Source organism: Streptomyces endophyticus (assembly GCF_035798155.1).
Lineage (GTDB): Bacteria > Actinomycetota > Actinomycetes > Streptomycetales > Streptomycetaceae > Streptomyces > Streptomyces endophyticus.
Genome location: NZ_JAOZYC010000144.1, coordinates 46458 through 68064, shown reverse-complemented (window position 1 = coordinate 68064; position 21607 = coordinate 46458). Strand labels below are relative to the sequence as shown.

Genomic DNA, 21607 nt, shown 5'->3' with positions numbered 1-21607 from the left:
CCGCACGCCCGTCCTGCGCGGACACGTCCTTCGGCCGCTCGAGCCGCCCCTCATCCGTGCTCAACGCACACCCCCGCCCCGATCAACCCTGCGGACTCCAGGCGTCCGCCCCGCCCCAGGACCGTCTCAGAACAACGGCTCGGGCAACACCCCTTCCAGCGCGAGCAACTTCCGCTTCGTCTCGAGCCCACCCCCGAAGCCGCCGATCCCGCCGTCGCGCTCCACGACCCGGTGGCACGGCACCACGACCGGCAGCGGATTCGACCCCATCGCCATGCCCACGGCCTGTGCGGCTCCCGGCTGTCCTACCCGGTGGGCCAGATCCCCGTACCCGACGACGGCCCCGAACGGCACCCCCGCGAACAGCTCGCGCAGCACCTCCCGGTTGAACCCGGTGATCAGTGACCAGTCGAGCGGCACGTCGAACGCGCGCCGACGGCCGGCGAAGTACTCCGCGAGCTGCCGTATCGCCTCGGCGAGCAAGGGGGAGTCGGGCGCCTCGACGAGCTCGGTCCCGAGGCGGGAGCCGAGCCGGTCGAGCGCTTTGTCCCGCACCGCGTCGGTGGCGTGGAAGACCACGTTCACCAGACCGGCGTCCGTCGCGGCGAGCAGCAGCGGGCCGATGTCACTGCGCACGACGGCCCACACGGCCTGCCGCGGCGCGGCGGGAGTGGTCTCGCTTGGTCCAGTGGCGTTCATGCCGACCACGGTACGGCCGGGCACTGACAACGCCGGGCGGCTCAGCCGCCGACGGCCGCCCGCACCACGTCAGGGGCGTTGCTGATGATCCCGTCGACGCCGAAGCCGGCCACCTGTTGCGCGGTCTTCGCGTCGTTGACGGTCCAGGTGTAGGACTCGAGCGGTTTGCCGTGCGGGCCCTTGAGCGCGTGCACCGCCTTGACGTAGTCCGCCGAGATCGTCGTGTGCGAGGGATTGATCTGGTCGGCGAACTTCGCGTACGCGGGCAGCTCGGACACGGCGGGTGTGCCGAGGAAGCCCGTCTTGATGTCCGGGCGCCGCGCGTGCAGGGTCCGCACGCTGTCCGCGTTGAAGCTCTGGATGATCAGCCGGTGCTTGACGTCCTGGGAGTCCAGCCAGCCGTCCCTGCGCAGCTGGTGCAGGATCTGGCCCTCGATGCCCGGGTACAGCTCGGGCGACTTGATCTCCATGAGCAGCTTCTGGTGGTTGCGGTCGACGCGCCGCAGGTACTCGTGGAGCGTCGGGATCCGGGCGCCCGTGTACTCGACGCCCTTCCAGCTGCCCGCGTCCAGCTTGGCGATCTCACCCGAGGTGAAGTCCGCCACGTTCCACGGGGAGCGGTCGGGATAGACCTGCTCGACGTTGGTGGTGCGGGCCAGCGTGGTGTCGTGGAGGACGACCAGGGCGCCGTCCTTGGTGCGCTGCACGTCGTTCTCGACCCAGGTGATCCCCAGGGCGTGCGCCCTGTCGATGGCTGCCAGGGTGTTCTCGGGTGCGTAGGCGGAGGCACCGCGGTGGGCGACGACCGCGGTTCTGTTGTGTGCGGGGGCGGCTTGTGCGGCGGTGGGCAGAACCAGGACACCGATGACGACGGAGCCCGCCACTGAGGTCAGAGCGGCTGCTGCGCGTGCGTGCACGTGTGCTCCTCATACGTCGTGGGATCACGGACTGTACGAGATTGACAGCTGAGAGCGAACGAAAAGTAGGCGCAGGATGGTCACGAGTTGAATGGAGTCACTCAACTGCGGTCGACCCCCGTGTCGTGCGGCCGGTTTCTTTGCCGGAAAATCGTTCGGGCGTTCCCTTGTGCGCTTTAATTTCTGCCTCACCCGCGGTCGTCCCGGTGGCCGCGCGCGAAGGGACGAGCTGCACATCTCACGGAAAACCAGGCGGAAGGCTGTCACGCATGCAGGGTTCGGTGGACGGCTTCAGTTACGGGCTCGTCACCCCGGTGGTGGCGTATCTCATGGCCTGCCTCGGAGGCGCCCTGGGACTGCGCTGCACCACCAGATCCCTGCTCGTCGCCAACACCTGGCGGGTGGGATGGCTCGCGCTGGGCTCCGCGGCGATCGGCTCCGGGATCTGGACCATGCACTTCATCGCGATGATGGGCTTCAGCGTGGAGGACATGCCGATCCGCTACGACCCGCTGATGACGTTCGCGAGTCTCGGCGTGGCCATCCTCATGGTCGGCATCGGCGTCTTCATCGTCGGCTACAAGGGCGCGACCGGCACCGCTCTGTTCACCGGGGGCACCATCACGGGCCTCGGAGTGGCGTCCATGCACTATCTCGGAATGGCCGGAATGCGTCTTCACGGGACGATCAGTTACAACACGTTCACCGTGGTCGCCTCCGTGGTCATCGCCATGGCGGCGGCGACCGCCGCGCTGTGGGCGGCCGTCCAGGTACGGGGCATCATGTGGAGCCTCGGCGCGAGCCTGATCATGGGGCTCGCCGTCTCGGGGATGCACTACATGGCGATGGCGGGGGTCAGCGTCCACGCGCACACCGATGCCGTCGGTTCCCCCGGAGGGGACTCGGCCGCCGCCATCCTCTGGCCCATGCTGATCGGTCCGCTGGGCTTCCTGCTCCTGGCCGGGGTGGTCGTCGTATTCGACCCGATGCTGGTCACGGGCCGCCCCGACTGGCGTGACAGCCGAGCGGCGGAGGCCCGGCTCGGGGCCCCCGCGCCGACCGGCACGCGCCTGCGCCGCCCCCTGGGGCGACCGGCTTCGCGCACACCGCGGGACTGATGCCCCGGAGCCCCTGAAGGCCGGGCTCGACAGCGGTTCGGGCCCGGTTGTCAGTGGTGGGTCGTACGGTTGGTTCCATGCGGCCCGTATCCAAGATCGAACGCACGGTGGCACCCTTCGAGGTCGTCAGCCCGTACCAGCCCAGCGGTGACCAGCCCGCGGCCATCGCCGAGCTGGAGAAGCGCGTGACGGCAGGCGAGAAGGACGTCGTCCTGCTCGGCGCGACCGGCACCGGCAAGTCCGCCACCACGGCGTGGATGATCGAGAAGCTCCAGCGCCCCACGCTCGTGATGGCGCCGAACAAGACGCTGGCCGCCCAGCTGGCCAACGAGTTCCGCGAGCTGCTGCCGAACAACGCGGTCGAGTACTTCGTCTCGTACTACGACTACTACCAACCCGAGGCGTACGTGCCGCAGTCGGACACGTACATCGAGAAGGACTCCTCGGTCAACGAGGAGGTGGAGCGCCTGCGCCACTCCGCGACGAACTCGCTGCTGACCCGCAGGGACGTCATCGTGGTCGCCTCCGTCTCCTGCATCTACGGTCTGGGCACTCCGCAGGAGTACGTGGACCGCATGGTCCCCCTGAAGGTCGGGGACGAGATCGACCGGGATGACCTGCTGCGCCGCTTCGTGGAGATCCAGTACACGCGCAACGACATGGCGTTCCAGCGCGGCACCTTCCGGGTGCGCGGAGACACCATCGAGATCTTCCCCGTCTACGAAGAGCTCGCGGTCCGCATCGAGATGTTCGGCGACGAGATCGAGTCGCTCTCCACGCTGCACCCGCTCACCGGCGAGGTCATCAGCGACGACGACTCGCTGTACATCTTCCCGGCGACCCACTACGTGGCCGGCCCCGAGCGCCTGGAGCGTGCGGCCAACGACATCGAGAAGGAGCTGGAGGGGCGCCTCGCCGAGCTCGAGAAGCAGGGCAAGATGCTCGAGGCCCAGCGCCTTCGCATGCGGACCACGTACGACCTCGAGATGCTCCGCCAGATCGGCTCCTGCTCCGGCGTGGAGAACTACTCGATGCACTTCGACGGCCGCGAGCCCGGCTCGCCGCCGAACACGCTGCTCGACTACTTCCCGGACGACTTCCTGCTCGTGATCGACGAGTCGCACGTCACCGTGCCGCAGATCGGCGCCATGTACGAGGGCGACGCCTCCCGTAAGCGGACCCTCGTGGACCACGGCTTCCGCCTGCCCTCCGCGCTCGACAACCGCCCCCTGAAGTGGGAGGAGTTCCAGGAGCGCATCGGCCAGACCGTCTATCTGTCGGCGACCCCCGGCAACTACGAGCTCTCGCGCGGGGACGGTCACGTCGAGCAGATCATCCGCCCCACCGGTCTCGTCGACCCCGAAGTCGTCGTGAAGCCCACCGAGGGCCAGATCGACGACCTGGTGCACGAGATCCGTACGCGCACGGAGAAGGACGAGCGCGTCCTGGTCACCACGCTCACCAAGAAGATGGCCGAGGACCTCACGGACTACTTCATCGAGCTCGGCATCCAGGTGCGCTACCTGCACAGCGACGTCGACACGCTGCGCCGCGTCGAGCTGCTGCGCGAGCTGCGCGCGGGCGAGTTCGACGTGCTGGTCGGCATCAACCTGCTGCGTGAGGGCCTCGACCTGCCCGAGGTCTCCCTGGTCGCGATCCTCGACGCCGACAAGGAGGGCTTCCTGCGCTCCGGCACCTCGCTGATCCAGACGATCGGCCGCGCGGCGCGAAACGTCTCGGGCCAGGTCCACATGTACGCCGACAGGATCACCCCGGCGATGGAGAAGGCCATCGACGAGACCAACCGCCGCCGGGAGAAGCAGGTCGCGTACAACGAGGCGCACGGGATCGACCCCCAGCCCCTCCGTAAGAAGATCAACGACATCGTGGCGTCCATCGCGCGCGAGGACGTCGACACGGAGGCGCTGCTCGGCACCGGGTACCGCAAGGGCGGCAAGGACGGAAAGGGTGCCAAGGCCCCCGTGCCCTCACTCGGCCAGGCGGAGAAAGCACCGGCCAAGAAGAAGCGCGGCAAGGCGGAGGAGACGGTTCCCACCGACCGTCCGGCCGCCGAGCTGTCCCAGGAGATCGAGGAGCTGACCGAGCGGATGCGTGCGGCCGCCGCGGACCTGCAGTTCGAGATCGCCGCCCGGCTGCGCGACGAGGTCTCCGAGATGAAGAAGGAACTGCGGCAGATGAAGGAGGCAGGCATCGCCTGACCTGCCGCGACGGGCGGGGTGACGGGGCGTATTCCAGGACCGCCACAAAACCCCGCCCGCGGTGGCGGCGTTGTCGGCGCTGCCCTCTAGGGTTTGGCCCATACCGCGCATATGGCGCGGCAACAGGGGACGGTTCGAGAGGGGACAGCGCGTGGGCATCGACTTGACCAAGGGTCAGGCCATCAGCCTGGAGAAGCAGGGCGGGGGCACCCTCACCGCCGTACGGATGGGACTCGGCTGGCAGGCGGCCCCTCGGCGCGGCCTGTTCGGCACGCGCACGCGAGAGATCGACCTCGACGCGTCAGCGGTCCTCTTCGCCGACAAGCAGCCCGTCGACGTGGTGTTCTTCCGCCACCTCGTGAGCGATGACGGCTCGGTGCGGCACACCGGTGACAACCTGGTCGGCGGCGCGGGACAGGGTGACGACGAGTCGATCGTCGTCGACCTGCAGCGCGTCCCGGCCCACATCGACCAGATCGTCTTCACGGTCAACTCCTTCACGGGCCAGACCTTCCAGGAGGTGCAGAACGCGTTCTGCCGCCTGGTCGACGAGACGAACGATCAGGAGCTCGCCCGCTACACGCTCGACGGCGGCGGAAAGTACACGGCGCAGATCATGGCGAAGGTGCACCGGGACGGCGCGGGCTGGAAGATGACGGCCCTCGGCGCGGCGGCTCACGGCCGCACGTTCCAGGACCTGATGCCCTCGATCCTGCCCGGCCTGTAGCGGACCCACGGGGGCGGCCGAGCTGGTGAGGGGCCGGCGCCACCCCCTTGGGCCACGCATGGACGTACGAGCCGTCGACAGTCCCGGCGGGCAGCGGAATCCTGCGTCAGGGCGCTCGCGCAGGTGACGAAAGACCGTCGGGACATGGCCCTCCGACCTGCGGACTTGGTGACTACTTTACCTTTCCCTTTACCTTTCATGGGTGTTTCGAGTACGCTCCTTGACGCGGAGGGGAGTACTCCAACGCGGCGTTCCCGTCAGTACGGAAGACAGGCCAGAAGGCGGTCGATCCCGGGGCGCCGGCTCGAGACGCGCCAAGGCGCTCGGGTGGAAGAGACCTCCGGCAGCGACGACGCTGATCAGTAGCCGTACGACGCCGGAGGCGCAGTAGTGGACGTATCAATGACTGTGTGGGTGCTGACCGTTCTCGGTCTGTGCGCCCTCATTGCGGTCGACTTCTTCATCGGGCGAAAGCCCCACGACGTATCGATCAAGGAAGCGGGTATCTGGACCGTCGTCTGGATCGTGCTCGCCGCGCTGTTCGGCGTCGGCCTGATGGTCTGGGGCGGCAGCCAGGCGGGCGGCGAGTTCTTCGCCGGCTTCATCACCGAGAAGTCGCTCAGTGTGGACAACCTCTTCGTCTTCATCCTGATCATGGCGAAGTTCTCGGTGCCGACCCAGCTGCAGCAGCGTGTGCTGCTGTTCGGTGTGCTGATCGCGCTCGTGCTGCGGGCCATCTTCATCGCGGCCGGCGCGGCGATCATCTCCAACTTCTCGTGGGTCTTCTACATCTTCGGTGCCTTCCTCATCTACACCGCCTGGAAGCTCATCAAGGAGGCCATGGCGGACGACGATGAGGAGGAGTTCGAGGAGAACCGCCTCCTTAAGTCGATCGAAAAGAAGTTCGGCGTCGCGGACAGCTACCACGGCACGAAGCTCTTCATCAAGCAGCACGGCAAGAAGGTCATGACGCCGCTCCTGGTCGTCATGCTCGCCATCGGCATGACCGATGTGCTGTTCGCGATGGACTCGATCCCGGCGATCTTCGGCCTGACCCAGGACCCGTACGTCGTCTTCACCGCGAACGCCTTCGCGCTGATGGGCCTCCGCCAGCTGTACTTCCTCATCGGTGGCCTGCTCAAGAAGCTGGTGCACCTCAGCTACGGCCTGTCGGTGATCCTCGCCTTCATCGGCGTGAAGCTGGTCCTGCACGCACTGCACGAGTCCGGCGTGCACGTACCGGAGATCTCCATCCCGGTCTCGCTCGCCGTCATCTGCGGCGTCCTGATCGTCACGACGATCACCAGCCTCATCGCCTCGAAGAAGCAGGCCGAGCGGGATGCGGCCGAAGCGGCTCAGAAGGACAGCATCGAGGCCTGACGGCGTCGAGCGTAGGAATTACCAGCACCGGGAGCGGTGCGCGGCCGATTGCCGCGTGCCCCTCCCGGTGCTTCGTTGTGCCCTGAGCGCGTCCCGAGGGGGCGCGAGGGCACGACGGGGGAGGACCCCATGAAGTTCGTCCAGATCATCGACTTCGAGTCCCAGCGCTTCGGCGAGATGCGGGAGCTGCTCGAGGCCTTCGAGCAGCGGATGCAGGGCACTCCTGGCGGCCCCACGCACCGGATGATGCTCAAGGACCGGGACACCACGGGCCGCTATCTCGCGGTCATCGAGTTCGAGTCCTACGAGGACGCGATGCGCAGCAACGAGCACCCCGAGGTGGCCGCGCTCAACCAGCAGCTCTCGGCCCTGTGTACCCGCCCGCCGGCCTTCACCAACTGCGACCTCAAGGACATGCGCGAACTCAAGTGACGTACGCGCGCGGCGCCCTGTGCCCGACGGGCGCCGCCGCGCGTGAAGTCGCGCCCCCACCCCGGCGCGGGCACCATCGATGAATGATCACCAGAGTGCGGGCGCTGAGTACGCAGTGGACCGTGGTGGTGCCACTGATCGCGATCGTGTTGCTCGCGTTCACCTGGGGACGCGGGCTGCCGGGCGCCGTCGTCGCCGTCGTCGCGGTGGTCCTCGCGGCCTCCGTGCTCGCTGCCGTGCACCACGCGGAAGTCGTCGCCCACCGGGTCGGTGAACCCTTCGGTTCGCTCGTGCTCGCCGTGGCCGTGACGATCATCGAGGTCGCGCTGATCGTCACCTTGATGGCCGACGGCGGGGCCAAGAGCTCCACGCTCGCACGCGACACCGTGTTCGCCGCCGTCATGATCACCTGCAACGGCATCGTCGGCGTCAGCCTGCTCGCGGCCGCGCTGCGGCACCGCGTGGCGATCTTCCAGTCCGAGGGCACCGGGGGAGCCCTCGCCACCGTGGCCACGCTCGCGACGCTCTGCCTGGTCCTGCCGACCTTCACCACCAGCAAGCTCGGCCCGGAGTTCTCCACCTCCCAGCTGGTCTTCTCGGCCGTCGCCGCGCTCGTCCTGTACGGGCTCTTCGTCGCGACGCAGACCGTGCGACACCGCGACTACTTCCTGCCGATCACCAAGCACGGCGAGGTGATCGATGCCGACGACCACGCGGATGTGCCGAGCACCCGGACCGCCCTGTTCAGCCTCGGCCTGCTCGCGCTCGCCCTGGTCGCCGTCGTCGGACTCACCAAGGGCGTCTCGAAGACGATCGAGAAGGGGGTGGCGGCGGCCGGCATGCCGCAGGCGGTGGTCGGCGTGATCATCGCGCTGCTCGTGCTGCTGCCCGAGACCATCGCGGCGCTCCGCGCGGCCCGCAGGGACCGGGTGCAGACCAGCCTCAACCTCGCGCTCGGCTCGGCCATGGCCAGCATCGGTCTCACGGTGCCGGCCGTCGCCATCGCCTCGTACTGGCTGACCGGGCCGCTCGTCCTCGGGCTCGGCGCCACCCACATGGTGCTGCTCGCGCTGACCATGGTGGTCGCGACCCTCACCATCGTTCCGGGCCGTGCCACACCGCTGCAGGGCGGCGTCCATCTGGTGATCCTCGCCGCGTACATCGAGCTCGCCGTCACGCCCTGACCGCCCTCTACCCACCGCCCTTCGGGCGGTGGTGGCGCCGTGATAGACCCTCAAGGAGCAAACGCTCTTCTACGGAGGTCCCTCGTGCCGCGCACGCTCGCCAACGCCCCGATCATGGTTCTCAACGGCCCGAACCTGAACCTGCTCGGCAAGCGCCAGCCGGAGATCTACGGCCGCGACACCCTTGCCGACGTCGAGGCCCTGTGCGTCAAGGCGGCCACCGTGCTCGGCGCCACCGTGGACTTCCGGCAGTCCAACCACGAGGGCGAGCTCGTCGACTGGATCCATGAGGCGCGCGAGAACCACGTGGGCATCGTCATCAACCCGGCCGCCTACTCGCACACCTCCGTGGCGATCCTGGACGCGCTCAACACTTGCGACGGCATGCCGGTGGTGGAGGTCCACATCTCCAACATCCACCAGCGCGAGGAGTTCCGGCACCACTCCTACGTATCGCTGCGCGCCGACGGCGTGATCGCCGGATGCGGGGTGCAGGGCTACGCGTTCGGCGTGGAGCGGGTGGCGGCGCTCGCCGCGCCGGGTACGGCGCAGGCGTAGCGGGTCACCAGCCGCGCTCGCGCCACTCCTGGACGTGGGGACGCTCGGCGCCCAGCGTCGTGTCGTTCCCGTGTCCCGGGTACACCCACGTCTCGTCCGGCAGCGTGCCGAAGATCTTCGTCTCCACGTCGTCGATGAGGCTCGCGAAGGCCTCGGGGTCCTTCCACGTGTTGCCCACGCCGCCGGGGAACAGGCAGTCACCGGTGAAGACGTGCGGGTGGCCGTGCGGGTCGTCGTAGACCAGGGCGATCGAACCGGGTGTGTGGCCGACCAGATGGCGGGCCGTGAGCGTGATCCGGCCGAACTCGATCGTGTCCCCGTCGGCGACGGCGACGTCCGTCGCCACCGGGATCCCCTCGACGTCCTCGCGCCCCGCGTACGTGCGCGCGCCGGTCGCCTCCACGACCTCCTGGAGAGCCTGCCAGTGGTCGCCGTGCCGGTGCGTGGTGACGACGGCCGCGATGCCGTCCTCGCCGATGAGGTTCCGCAGCGTCTCCGGCTCGTTCGCCGCATCGATCAGGAGCTGCTGATCGGTCGCGCGGCAGCGCAACAAGTAGGCGTTGTTGTCCATCGGCCCGACCGCGACCTTGGAGATCATCAGGTCCTGCAACTCGTGCACATCCGCCGGGCCGCCGACCTTCACCGCTCCGCTGTACGTCATGGATTCAGCCTATAGCGGGGGCAGGGGCGGAAGGGAGCCCCGGTCGACGGTGAGGGCGCCGCCGTCCCTGCGGCCCGCGAGCCAGCCCAGGAGGTCCGCCTGGCGGCCCTTGACGACGATGCCGAGCGGCGGCGGCCCGCCCGCACCGCTCTTGATCTCTTCCAGCGTGTACGACTGCACGGCTCCCGTGGAGATCATCCGGCCGTCGTCCTGCTTGATCAGCAGGGGCGGCAGGCCGGGGTGGTCGCGGAACCGCTTCGCGAGGAAGTTGATCTCCCGCTGGGTGAACTCGGCGGAGAGGTCCTCCAGCTCGTAGCCGATCCCGAGGTCCACGTGGTGCAGTTCGACCTCGGTCCAGCGCCGGAACGGCACGTTCGACGCGCGGTCCTTCACGCCGTTGCGCAGCTCCACCGTGCGGGCCCAGTCGGCGTCCTCGGCCCCCAGGCGCCGGAAGCGCTCGGCGCTGTCCTGTACGTCGCCGAGCTGCTCGCGCAGTCCGCGCGGGGCGTCTCGTTCGATGTCGGCGTCGCGGGACCGGGCGCTCTCGTACATGGGGCGGCCCTCAAGGACGTTGACGAGCGCGTCGGCGTTGCGGGCCAGATGGGCGAGAACGTGCCCGCGACTCCACCCCGGCAGCCGTGACGGCTCGGTCACGGCGGCGTTGTCCAGGGTGCCGACCGCGGCGAGCAGCCGGTCGGTCGCTTCGCGTACTGAGGCCAGGTCGCGCACATGATCACTCATGGCGCCGACGATAGCCCCGCCACACGTTCGGGTGAAGGTGGCCTACGATCCGCATGAATCGAATGTACGTGCTATATGGTCGAGAGCGGCGTCGGGCATGCTGGATGTTCTGGGTGGTCCGAGTTTGTTACCAACCAGGGAATCCGACCGGCGTTGTCAGTGGCTCCCTCTAGTCTTCGAAGGACAGCTTTCCTCAGGGCTGCTCCGCCTCGATCGCGGCGTGAGCGCCCTCAAGAGTCAGACTTCGAGAGACGGGGGCCCGCCCCTGTCACTTATCTCAAGAAAGGTGCGGACCGGCGTGGCCGACCGTCTCATCGTCCGTGGCGCGCGCGAGCACAATCTTCGGAATGTCTCGCTCGACCTCCCGCGCGACTCCCTCATCGTCTTCACCGGTCTGTCCGGCTCCGGTAAGTCCTCCCTCGCGTTCGACACGATCTTCGCCGAGGGCCAGCGCCGGTACGTCGAATCGCTGTCCTCGTACGCCCGCCAGTTCCTCGGCCAGATGGACAAGCCGGACGTCGACTTCATCGAGGGCCTCTCCCCGGCCGTCTCGATCGACCAGAAGTCCACGTCGCGCAACCCGCGCTCCACGGTCGGCACCATCACCGAGGTCTACGACTACCTGCGCCTGCTCTTCGCGCGCGTCGGCAAGCCGCATTGCCCGGAGTGCGGCCGGCCCATCGCCCGCCAGTCGCCGCAGGCGATCGTCGACAAGGTCCTGGAGCTGCCCGAGGGCAGCCGCTTCCAGGTCCTGTCGCCGCTCGTGCGCGAGCGCAAGGGCGAGTTCGTCGACCTCTTCAGCGACCTTCAGACCAAGGGCTACTCCCGCGCCCGCGTGGACGGGCAGACGATCCAGCTGTCCGAGCCGCCGACGCTGAAGAAGCAGGAGAAGCACACGATCGAGGTGGTCGTCGACCGCCTCACCGTGAAGAGCTCCGCCAAGCGCCGTCTGACCGACTCCGTGGAGACCGCGCTCGGCCTCTCCGGCGGCATGGTCGTGCTCGACTTCGTCGACCTCCCCGAGGACGACCCGGAGCGCGAGCGCATGTACTCGGAGCACCTGTACTGCACGTACGACGACCTGTCGTTCGAAGAGCTGGAGCCGCGCTCCTTCTCCTTCAACTCGCCCTTCGGCGCCTGCCCCGACTGCACCGGCATCGGCACGCGCATGGAGGTCGACCCCGAGCTGATCGTTCCCGACGAGGAGAAGTCGCTCGACGAGGGCGCCATCCACCCGTGGTCGCACGGGCACACGAAGGACTACTTCGGCCGCCTCATCGGCGCCCTCGCGGACGCGCTCGGCTTCCGTACGGACATCCCCTTCGCCGGCCTCCCGCAGCGCGCCAAGAAGGCGCTCCTGAACGGCCACAAGACGCAGATCGAGGTCCGCTACCGCAACCGGTACGGGCGCGAGCGCCGCTACACGACGCCGTTCGAGGGCGCCGTCCCGTTCGTGAAGCGCCGGCACAGCGAGGCCGAGTCGGACACGAGCCGCGAGCGCTTCGAGGGCTACATGCGCGAGGTGCCCTGCCCGACCTGTGCGGGCACGCGACTGAAGCCGCTCATCCTGGCCGTCACGGTCCTGGGGAAGTCGATCGCCGAGGTCTCGGCCATGTCGATCAGCGACTGCGCCGACTTCCTGAGCGAGATGAAGCTGAACGCGCGCGACAAGAAGATCGCCGAGCGCGTCCTGAAGGAGGTCAACGAGCGGCTGCGCTTCCTCGTGGACGTGGGCCTCGACTATCTGTCGCTCAACCGCGCGGCGGGCACCCTCTCCGGCGGCGAGGCCCAGCGCATCCGGCTCGCCACGCAGATCGGGTCCGGCCTCGTCGGCGTCCTGTACGTGCTCGACGAGCCGTCCATCGGCCTGCACCAGCGCGACAACCACCGGCTCATCGAGACGCTCGTCCGGCTCCGCGACATGGGCAACACGCTCATCGTGGTCGAGCACGACGAGGACACCATCAAGGTCGCCGACTGGATCGTCGACATCGGTCCCGGCGCGGGCGAGCACGGCGGCAAGGTCGTGCACAGCGGTCCCTTGAAGGAGCTGCTGGCGAACCCCGAGTCGATGACCGGCCAGTACCTGGCGGGCAAGAAGGCCATCGCGATGCCGGACATCCGGCGGCCCGTGGACCCGGGACGCCGCCTGACCGTGCACGGCGCCAAGGAGAACAACCTCCGGGACATCGACGTGTCGTTCCCGCTGGGCGTCCTCACGGCCGTCACCGGCGTATCGGGCTCCGGCAAGTCGACGCTGGTGAACGACATCCTGTACACGCACCTGGCAAGGGAGTTGAACGGGGCGCGCTCCGTCCCCGGCCGGCACACGCGCGTGGACGGCGACGACCTCGTCGACAAGGTCGTGCACGTCGACCAGTCGCCCATCGGCCGCACGCCGCGGTCGAACCCGGCGACGTACACCGGAGTCTTCGACAACGTCCGCAAGCTGTTCGCCGAGACGACCGAGGCGAAGGTCCGCGGCTATCTGCCGGGACGCTTCTCCTTCAACGTCAAGGGCGGCCGCTGCGAGAACTGCTCCGGCGACGGCACCATCAAGATCGAGATGAACTTCCTGCCGGACGTGTACGTCCCGTGCGAGGTCTGCCACGGCGCGCGCTACAACCGGGAGACGCTGGAGGTCCACTACAAGGGCAAGTCCATCTCCGAGGTCCTGGACATGCCGATCGAGGAGGCGCTGAGCTTCTTCGAGGCCGTCCCGGCTATCGCCCGCCACCTCAGGACGCTCAACGACGTGGGCCTCGGCTACGTCCGGCTCGGACAGCCCGCGCCGACGCTCTCCGGTGGTGAGGCGCAGCGTGTGAAGCTCGCCAGTGAACTGCAGAAGCGTTCCACGGGCCGCACGGTGTACGTGCTCGACGAGCCGACCACCGGTCTGCACTTCGAGGACATCAGCAAGCTCATCACGGTGCTCTCGGGCCTCGTCGACAAGGGCAACACGGTCATCGTCATCGAGCACAACCTCGACGTCATCAAGACCGCGGACTGGGTCGTCGACATGGGCCCCGAGGGTGGCAACGGCGGCGGTCTCGTGGTCGCCGAGGGCACCCCGGAGGAGGTCGCGTCGGTCCCGACGAGCCACACCGGCAAGTTCCTGCGCGACGTCCTCGGTGCCGACCGGGTCAGCGACGCGGCCGTGCCGACCGCACGCCCCCGTAAGGCGGCGAAGAAGACCGTGGCGGCGACGAAGGCCCCGGCCAAGAAGACGGCCGCGGTGAAGGCGACCGCTTCCGAGACGACGGCGAAGCCGGCGGCCAAGAAGACGGCCAAGACGGCCAAGACGGCCGCGAAGAAGCCCGCCGCCAAGAAGGCGACCGGGAAGGCCCGTAAGGCCTGACGGCGGCCCGGCTTCGCCGGTAGACGAGCGACGGCGCCCCGTGGGAACTCCCCACGGGGCGCCGCGCGTTCAGCGGTCGACCGGAACCTCTCCGTCAGGCAGGGCCCGCCAGTTCGGTGGCGTAGGGCGGCTCCGCGCCCGCCCGTGAGCAGGTGATCGCCGCCGCCCGCGCGGCGAACCCCAGCAGCCGGGACCAGTCGTCGCCTGCGAGCCCGGCGATCGCGGCGGGGGAGAGGGAGCCCTGGCGCGAAAGCCCGTGCAGCAGCGCGGCGTTGACGGTGTCACCGGCGCCGATCGTGTCCACGACGTCGACCCGCTCGCCCGGCACCGAGTACTCGCCCCCGTCCCGCGTGAGCGCGGTGAGCCCCTCCCCGCCGCGCGTGATCACCACGGCGGCGGGCCCCGCGGCCAGCCACTCCTGCGGCGTGCCGCCCAGCCACTCGGCGTCGTCCTCGGAGAGCTTCAGCAGGGTCGTCGACGCGAGCCAGTTCTTGAAGCGCGCCCGATAGGCGTCCGCGTCCGGGATCAGGCCCGCCCGGATGTTCGGGTCGAGCGCCGTGCACACGCCCTGCGCGGCGGCCGAGCGCATCACGTCCTCGTACGCAGTGGCGCCGGGCTCGAGCGCCAGCGAGCAGGTGCCGAACGACATCGCGCGCGTGCCGCTCGGCAGCGCCTCGGGCACCGCGAAGAGCCGGTCGGCGGTCCCCTCCACGTAGAAGGAGTACCCGGCGGAGCCGTCGGCGCCGATCGAGGCCACGGCCAGCGTTGTCGGTTCGTCGCCCCGCTGCACCGGGGACACATCCACCCCGGCCCCCCGCAGACCGCCGAGCAGGGCCTCCCCGAAGGCGTCCCGCGACACCCGCGAGCAGAACGCCACGGACGAGCCGAGGCGGCCGAGCGCCACCGCCGTGTTGTACGGTCCGCCGCCGAGCCGCGGGGCGAGGGCGGGCAGCGCGGTGCCGGGGGCGCCGTCGGTGGGCACGCCCTGGGGGACGAGGTCGATCAGTGCCTCTCCGGCGACGACAATCACGGTGTTTCCTTCCGAGCGGGCGAGCGGGTGAGCAGGCGGGGACGGTGGAGTCTGTGGGCAGCATCGACGCTAGAGCCTCACGCCGAGCGCGGCACCCGCCTCCCCCGAACCGGGCACGCACGCCGTGGACCCGGGCACGTACGCCCCGAACCCGGGCACGGCGGGCACGGATCACTCCCAGTCCCACTCGATGCCCACAAGACCCGCCCGCACCTGCGGCTCCACCATGTGCACCGACCGGTGCGGGCCGCTCAGCGCGAGTTCGTGGCGGCCGCCGCGCGGGCTCGCGGCCGACTGCTGGGTGAAGCGGTGGCAGCGCACGGGCAGCGCGTCGTCCGCGAACCGGACCTGGAGCGCGTACTGCCCTCCGGCGAAGCCGAATCCGCGGACGTACTCGGAGGCGGAACCGGCCGTCCCGTCCTCGAAGCCGTAGTGGAACAGATGTGTGTCACCCGCCCTGAGCGGCGCGTCGAAGAGCAGCTCCGCGACGAGGACGCCCGTCCCCTCGTCCCAGCACACCCGCCCCGTACGGCAGTTCTCCATGGCGCAGACCGCCACATCCGCCGGGGAACACCCCGGGTCGCCATGGTGGATGGCCATATAGCGGTCCACGCCGTCGCGGTGCGCCCGCACGATGTGCTGCGAGTCCCTGCCGAGGAACTGCCGGTGCGCCCCGATCCGCACCCGCTCGTGGTGGCCGACGGTGTGCAGTCCGCCGTCCAGTGGGGACTCCAGCTCCGCGAGCAGCCGCTCGACGGCCCCGGACGCCTCGATGAGCGACCGGTACGAGCGGGCCGCGGGGCGCTTGGGCACAGTCGTTCCGGGAACCGGACCGAGCAGCCGGATCAGCGACTCCTCGGGCAGTTCGAGGATCTCCTCCAGGGCGCGCACGGCCCGCATCGATTCGGGGCGCTGCGGCCGCCGCGCGCCCTGCTGCCAGTAACTGAGGCTGGTGACGCCGATGTTGACGCCGTGATGGGCGAGGTGGTGGCGCACGCGGTGCAGGGGCAGTCTGCGGGCGGCGATCGCGGCCCGCAGGGCGCTGTGGAACGGGCCGGCGCGCAGGGCCGCGTCCAGCTCCGGTGCCTGTGCCGCTTCCTTCTGCCGTTCGCCGAGCCGCATCCGGGCCTCCCGCTAGTGCGACGCCATTCACTGCCCTGAGGCACCGGCATTGAAGCGTGTTGACCTGCCCCCGACAAGACTCGCCGCACACCGCGCTGCACAGTGCCCCGCGCACCGCGCCGTCCACCGCGCCGCCCACCCCGCTGACGCACCCCGAACTGTCACACACCGCCAGTAGGGTGTCTGACATGGCCGACCCCTCCAGCTACCGCCCCAAGCCGGGACAGATCCCCGACTCCCCAGGGGTGTACAGGTTCCGCGACGAGCACCGCCGGGTGATCTACGTCGGGAAGGCGAAGAGCCTGCGCCAGCGCCTGGCGAACTACTTCCAGGACCTGGCGAACCTGCACCCCCGTACGCGCACGATGGTCACCACGGCGGCGTCCGTGGAGTGGACGGTGGTGTCCACGGAGGTCGAGGCGCTGCAGCTGGAGTACTCCTGGATCAAGGAGTACGACCCCCGGTTCAACGTCAAGTACCGCGACGACAAGAGCTACCCGTACCTCGCGGTGACGATGAACGAGGAGTTCCCGCGGGTCCAGGTGATGCGCGGCCAGAAGAAGAAGGGCGTGCGCTACTTCGGTCCGTACGGGCACGCGTGGGCGATCCGCGACACCGTGGACCTGCTCCTGCGCGTCTTCCCCGTACGCACCTGCTCCAAGGGCGTGTTCAACAACGCGGAGCGCACCGGCCGCCCCTGCCTGCTCGGCTACATCGGCAAGTGCTCGGCGCCCTGCGTGGGCCGCGTCACACCCGAGGAACACCGCGAACTGGCCGACGAATTCTGCGACTTCATGGCGGGGCGTACGGGGACGTACATCCGGCGCCTCGAAAAGGACATGGCCACGGCGGCCGACGAGATGGAGTACGAGCGGGCGGCCCGCCTGCGCGACGACATCGAGGCGCTCAAGAAGGCCATGGAGAAGAGCGCGGTCGTCCTCACCGACGCCACCGACGCCGATCTCATCGCCCTGGCCCAGGACGAGCTGGAGGCGGCCGTCCAGATCTTCCACGTGCGCGGCGGCCGCGTACGCGGCCAGCGCGGCTGGGTCACCGACAAGGTCGAGGCCGTCACCAGCGGTGACCTCGTCGAGCACGCGCTGCAGCAGCTCTACGGCGAGGAGACCGGGGACGCCGTCCCCAAGGAGGTCCTCGTCCCCGCGCTGCCCGAGCCCCTGGAGCCCGTCCAGGCCTGGCTCACCGAGCGCCGCGGCGCGAACGTGTCGTTGCGCATCCCGCAGCGCGGCGACAAGAAGGCGCTCATGGAGACGGTCCACAGGAACGCGCAGCAGAGCCTCGTCCTGCACAAGACGAAGCGCGCCTCCGACCTCACCACGCGCTCGCGCGCGCTGGAGGAGATCGCCGCGGCCCTCGACCTGGACAGCGCGCCGCTGCGCATCGAGTGCTACGACATCTCGCATCTCCAGGGCGACGACGTCGTGGCCTCCATGGTCGTCTTCGAGGACGGTCTTGCCCGCAAGAGCGAGTACCGGCGCTTCCAGATCAAGGGCTTCGAGGGACAGGACGACGTCCGTTCCATGCACGAGGTCATCACCCGGCGCTTCAAGCGCTACCTCTCCGCCCAGGAGAAGTCGGCCGACTGGTCCGACGAGGAGCCGGACACGGGCGAGGAAGCGGTGGTCGAGGAGTCGCGCCTCACGGAGGACGACGGCCGCCCCAAGAAGTTCGCCTACCCGCCGCAGCTCGTGGTGGTCGACGGCGGCCAGCCCCAGGTCGCGGCGGCCAAGCGGGCCCTCGACGAGCTCGGCGTCGACGACATCGCGGTGTGCGGCCTCGCCAAGCGCCTCGAAGAGGTCTGGGTGCCGGACGAGGAGGACCCGGTGGTCCTTCCCCGCACCAGCGAAGGGCTCTATCTGCTCCAGCGCGTACGGGACGAGGCGCACCGCTTCGCGATCACCTACCAGCGCACCAAGCGGGCCAAGCGCTTCAGGGCGGGCCCGCTGGACGATGTGCAGGGGCTCGGGGACTCGCGTAAGCAGGCCCTGCTCAAGCACTTCGGGTCGGTGAAGCGGCTGCGGGCCGCCACCATCGACCAGATCTGCGAGGTCCCCGGCATAGGCCGCAAGACGGCCGAGGCCATTGCGGTGGCCTTCGCCAAGGCCGCGCCCGCCGGGCCCGCGGTGAACACCGCCACCGGAGAGATCATGGAAGACGAGGACGGCACGACGGACGTGCCGACCGGCGGGGACCCCGTCAGCGCGGGCGCCCCGGAGGAACGACGGGGGCAGGAGTCATGAGCGAGCAGGACCACGAGAGCAGCGACACCGGCGGCGCGCCACAGGGCCCCGCAGCACATGAACAGCCGCAACCACAGCACGGAGCACAAGTGAGCACGGGCACCGGATCAGGGACAGGACCAGGTACGGAACCAGACACAGGACCAGGTACGGAACCAGACACGGGCGCAGACGCGGACACCGGAGCGGGAGCGGGCAAGTCCGGCGATGCGCCGGGCGTCCCCGACGCCGCCATCCCCGAGCTCGTGATCATCTCCGGGATGTCGGGCGCGGGCCGCTCCACGGCGGCGAAGTGCCTGGAGGACCTCGGCTGGTTCGTCGTCGACAACCTGCCGCCCGCGCTGATCCCCACCATGGTGGAGCTCGGCGCCCGCTCGCAGGGCAACGTGGCGCGGATCGCGGTCGTCGTCGACGTACGGGGACGACGCTTCTTCGACAACCTCCGGCAGTCCCTCGCGGACCTGGAGGCCAAGAACGTCACGCGCCGCATCGTCTTCCTGGAGTCCTCCGACGAGGCTCTGGTGCGCCGCTTCGAGTCCGTGCGCCGCCCGCACCCCCTCCAGGGCGACGGCCGCATCGTCGACGGCATCGACGCCGAGCGCGAGCTGCTGCGCGAGCTGCGCGGCGACGCCGACCTGGTCATCGACACCTCCAGCCTCAACGTCCACGAACTGCGCGCCAAGATGGACGCCCAGTTCGCCGGCGAGGAGGAGCCCGAGCTGCGGGCCACCGTCATGTCCTTCGGCTTCAAGTACGGCCTGCCGGTCGACGCCGACCTCGTGGTCGACATGCGCTTCCTGCCGAACCCGCACTGGGTCCCCGAGCTGCGCCCCTTCACCGGGCTCAACGAAGAGGTGTCGAACTACGTCTTCTCGCAGCCCAGCGCCAAGGAGTTCCTCGACCGCTACACCGAGCTGCTCCAGCTGATCGCCGCCGGCTACCGCCGTGAGGGCAAGCGCTACGTGACGATCGCCGTCGGCTGTACGGGCGGCAAGCACCGCTCCGTCGCGACCTCGGAGAAGCTCGCCGCGCGCCTCGCCGCGCAAGGCGTGGAGACCGTGGTCGTCCACCGCGACATGGGACGGGAATGACGGGACGTACCCTGCGGCTCACCAGCAGGATCCGCCGCAGAACCTCGCCGGTGAAGCCGGGCAAGGGCACCACGCCCAAGGTCGTCGCCCTTGGCGGCGGCATGGGCCTGTCGGCGTCCCTGGCCGCGCTGCGCCGCATCACGAACAACCTCACCGCCGTCGTCACGGTCGCCGACGACGGGGGCTCCAGCGGGCGCCTGCGCGACGAGCTGGGCGTGCTGCCGCCCGGTGATCTGCGCAAGGCCCTCGCGGCCCTGTGTGGTGACGACGACTGGGGCCAGACCTGGTCCCGCGTCATCCAGCACCGCTTCCAGTCCAAGGGCGAGCTGCACGAGCACGCGGTCGGCAATCTGCTGATCGTCGCCCTGTGGGAGCAGCTCGGCGATCACGTGCAGGCACTGGACCTGGTCGGCAAGCTGCTCGGCGCGCAGGGGCGGGTGCTGCCCATGTCCGCCGTCCCGCTGGAACTCCAGGCTCAGGTGAAGGGCCACGACGCGACACGCCCGGACGACATCGAGACCGTGCGCGGTCAGGCCACGGTCGCGCTCACCCGCGGCGAGGTCCAGTCCGTCCACGTGGTGCCGCACGATCCGCCGGCCGTCCCGGAGGCGGTCGCAGCGGTGCTCGACGCGGACTGGGTGGTGCTCGGCCCGGGCTCCTGGTTCTCCTCCGTGATTCCGCATCTGCTGGTCCCGGAGTTGCTCGACGCGCTGGTCGAGACGAAGGCCCGTAAGGTCCTCTCGCTGAACCTCGCGCCGCAACCCGGAGAAACTGAGGGGTTCTCCCCGCAGCGTCATTTGGAAGTTTTGGGACGACACGCACCTAAACTCGCCCTGGACGTGGTGCTGGCCGACGAGGCCGCCGTGCCCGATCGCGAGTCCCTGACCGAAACCGCGCGTGCGCGTTTCGGTGCCGCGGTCGAGCTGGCGCCGGTGGCCAGGCCCGACGGCACTCCGAGGCACGACCCGGAGCTGTTGGCCGCCGCGTACGACCGTATTTTTCGGATGCATGGAAGGATCGGCCCATGGCGATGACGGCAGCGGTGAAGGACGAGATCTCCCGGCTCCCCGTCACCCGGACCTGCTGCAGGAAGGCCGAGGTCTCGGCCATTCTGCGGTTTGCGGGCGGCCTTCACCTGGTGAGCGGCCGCATCGTGATCGAGGCGGAGCTGGACACCGCGATGGCCGCACGGCGGCTCAAGCGGGACATTCTCGAGATCTTCGGGCACAGCTCGGAGCTGATCGTGATGGCGCCCGGCGGGCTGCGCCGCGGCTCGAGGTTCGTAGTACGAGTGGTGGCGGGCGGCGACCAGCTGGCCCGTCAGACGGGCCTGGTGGACGGCCGCGGCCGTCCGATCCGGGGCCTGCCGCCGCAGGTGGTCTCGGGGGCCACCTGCGACGCTGAGGCAGCCTGGCGCGGCGCGTTCCTGGCGCACGGCTCGCTCACCGAGCCGGGGCGCTCCAGCTCGCTCGAGGTGACGTGCCCGGGCCCCGAGGCGGCGCTCGCCCTGGTCGGCGCGGCCCGCAGGCTGCAGATCGCGAGCAAGGCCCGTGAGGTGCGCGGCGTGGACCGCGTGGTGGTGCGCGACGGCGACGCGATCGGCGCGCTGCTCACCCGTATGGGAGCGCACGAGTCGGTGCTCGCCTGGGAGGAGCGGCGGATGCGCCGCGAGGTGCGCGCCACGGCGAACCGCCTCGCGAACTTCGACGACGCGAACCTGCGCCGCTCGGCCCGCGCCGCGGTCGCGGCCGGCGCCCGGGTGCAGCGCGCCCTGGAGATCCTCGCCGACGACGTGCCCGAGCACCTCGCCGCGGCGGGTCGCCTGCGCATGGACCACAAGCAGGCCTCCCTGGAGGAGCTGGGCGCGCTCGCCGACCCGCCGCTGACCAAGGACGCCGTCGCGGGCCGGATCCGCCGCCTGCTGGCCATGGCGGACAAGCGGGCCCAGGACCTCGGCATCCCCGGCACGGAGTCCAACATCACGGAGGACATGGCGGACGACATGACGGAGGAGATGGCGCAGAGCCTCGCGGAGAACATGGCGGGCTGACCCGCACGACGACTCCGACTCCGCACGACCTCTTCGACCAGCCGGTGGCGGCGCCCGATCGC

The 21607-nt window shown here is 69.7% G+C and carries 18 protein-coding genes; 12 read left to right on the top strand and 6 right to left on the bottom strand.

All coding sequences use genetic code 11. The annotated features are described in order from the left end of the window. Positions 1-126: 126 nt before the first annotated feature. Together OKJ99_RS27560 and OKJ99_RS27555 are read right to left on the bottom strand one after the other, a co-directional pair. Positions 127-699, bottom strand: a complete 573-nt coding sequence (locus OKJ99_RS27560; protein ID WP_326020338.1) for a methylated-DNA--[protein]-cysteine S-methyltransferase — start codon at positions 697-699, stop codon at positions 127-129. A 41-nt stretch (positions 700-740) separates the two neighbouring features. After that, entirely contained in the window at positions 741-1616 is an 876-nt protein-coding gene (locus tag OKJ99_RS27555) for a glycerophosphodiester phosphodiesterase (protein ID WP_407700774.1), read from the bottom strand. A gap of 269 nt (positions 1617-1885) precedes the next feature. Between OKJ99_RS27555 and OKJ99_RS27550 the strand changes: the two genes are divergently transcribed. From OKJ99_RS27550 to aroQ, 7 genes are all read left to right on the top strand, one after another. Next, complete coding sequence (locus tag OKJ99_RS27550; RefSeq protein WP_326020337.1) at positions 1886-2734, top strand: MHYT domain-containing protein; 849 nt, start codon at positions 1886-1888, stop codon at positions 2732-2734. A 77-nt stretch (positions 2735-2811) separates the two neighbouring features. Continuing rightward, positions 2812-4953, top strand: a complete 2142-nt coding sequence (gene uvrB / locus OKJ99_RS27545; RefSeq protein WP_326020335.1) for an excinuclease ABC subunit UvrB — start codon at positions 2812-2814, stop codon at positions 4951-4953. A gap of 151 nt (positions 4954-5104) precedes the next feature. Beyond that, complete coding sequence (locus tag OKJ99_RS27540; protein ID WP_326020334.1) at positions 5105-5680, top strand: TerD family protein; 576 nt, start codon at positions 5105-5107, stop codon at positions 5678-5680. A gap of 390 nt (positions 5681-6070) precedes the next feature. After that, positions 6071-7060 carry a TerC family protein gene (locus OKJ99_RS27535; RefSeq protein WP_326020332.1) on the top strand — a complete coding sequence of 330 codons (990 nt, stop codon included), beginning with the start codon at positions 6071-6073 and terminating at the stop codon, positions 7058-7060. A 129-nt stretch (positions 7061-7189) separates the two neighbouring features. After that, positions 7190-7492: a hypothetical protein gene (locus OKJ99_RS27530; RefSeq protein ID WP_326020331.1), complete on the top strand. Its 303-nt coding sequence runs from the start codon at positions 7190-7192 to the stop codon at positions 7490-7492. 83 nt (positions 7493-7575) lie between these two features. Continuing rightward, positions 7576-8676 carry a calcium:proton antiporter gene (locus tag OKJ99_RS27525; RefSeq protein ID WP_326020330.1) on the top strand — a complete coding sequence of 367 codons (1101 nt, stop codon included), beginning with the start codon at positions 7576-7578 and terminating at the stop codon, positions 8674-8676. An 84-nt stretch (positions 8677-8760) separates the two neighbouring features. Further along, positions 8761-9234: a type II 3-dehydroquinate dehydratase gene (aroQ, locus tag OKJ99_RS27520; protein WP_326020329.1), complete on the top strand. Its 474-nt coding sequence runs from the start codon at positions 8761-8763 to the stop codon at positions 9232-9234. Positions 9235-9238: 4 nt separating this feature from the next. Here aroQ and OKJ99_RS27515 read toward each other — a convergent pair whose 3' ends face one another. After that, positions 9239-9895 carry an MBL fold metallo-hydrolase gene (locus tag OKJ99_RS27515; RefSeq protein ID WP_326020328.1) on the bottom strand — a complete coding sequence of 219 codons (657 nt, stop codon included), beginning with the start codon at positions 9893-9895 and terminating at the stop codon, positions 9239-9241. Between the two features lie 9 nt (positions 9896-9904). Beyond that, positions 9905-10636: a maleylpyruvate isomerase family mycothiol-dependent enzyme gene (locus OKJ99_RS27510; protein ID WP_326020327.1), complete on the bottom strand. Its 732-nt coding sequence runs from the start codon at positions 10634-10636 to the stop codon at positions 9905-9907. 298 nt (positions 10637-10934) lie between these two features. Here OKJ99_RS27510 and uvrA point away from each other — a divergent pair, with 298 nt between their 5' ends. Then, positions 10935-13994: an excinuclease ABC subunit UvrA gene (gene uvrA, locus OKJ99_RS27505; protein WP_326020326.1), complete on the top strand. Its 3060-nt coding sequence runs from the start codon at positions 10935-10937 to the stop codon at positions 13992-13994. 94 nt (positions 13995-14088) lie between these two features. Here the strand turns inward: uvrA and OKJ99_RS27500 are convergent, their stop codons facing one another. Together OKJ99_RS27500 and OKJ99_RS27495 are read right to left on the bottom strand one after the other, a co-directional pair. Continuing rightward, the gene (locus OKJ99_RS27500; protein WP_326020325.1) at positions 14089-15024 is read right to left on the bottom strand and encodes a carbohydrate kinase family protein; all 936 of its coding nucleotides are present in this window, start codon (positions 15022-15024) and stop codon (positions 14089-14091) included. A gap of 171 nt (positions 15025-15195) precedes the next feature. Then, entirely contained in the window at positions 15196-16146 is a 951-nt protein-coding gene (locus OKJ99_RS27495) for a hypothetical protein (protein ID WP_326020324.1), read from the bottom strand. Positions 16147-16334: 188 nt separating this feature from the next. Here OKJ99_RS27495 and uvrC point away from each other — a divergent pair, with 188 nt between their 5' ends. Genes uvrC through whiA form a run of 4 tightly spaced genes read left to right on the top strand, consistent with a single transcriptional unit; the run spans position 16335 to position 21545 of the window. Next, a complete protein-coding gene (gene uvrC / locus OKJ99_RS27490; protein WP_326020323.1) occupies positions 16335-18404 on the top strand; it encodes an excinuclease ABC subunit UvrC in 2070 nt (689 codons plus the stop codon). Continuing rightward, complete coding sequence (gene rapZ / locus OKJ99_RS27485) at positions 18401-19495, top strand: RNase adapter RapZ (RefSeq protein ID WP_407700773.1); 1095 nt, start codon at positions 18401-18403, stop codon at positions 19493-19495. Before uvrC ends, rapZ begins: the two co-directional genes overlap by 4 nt. Next, positions 19492-20529: a gluconeogenesis factor YvcK family protein gene (locus OKJ99_RS27480; protein WP_326020321.1), complete on the top strand. Its 1038-nt coding sequence runs from the start codon at positions 19492-19494 to the stop codon at positions 20527-20529. Before rapZ ends, OKJ99_RS27480 begins: the two co-directional genes overlap by 4 nt. Continuing rightward, the gene (gene whiA, locus OKJ99_RS27475) at positions 20520-21545 is read left to right on the top strand and encodes a DNA-binding protein WhiA (RefSeq protein WP_326020319.1); all 1026 of its coding nucleotides are present in this window, start codon (positions 20520-20522) and stop codon (positions 21543-21545) included. The genes OKJ99_RS27480 and whiA overlap by 10 nt, the downstream gene beginning before the upstream one ends. Positions 21546-21607: the final 62 nt, after the last annotated feature.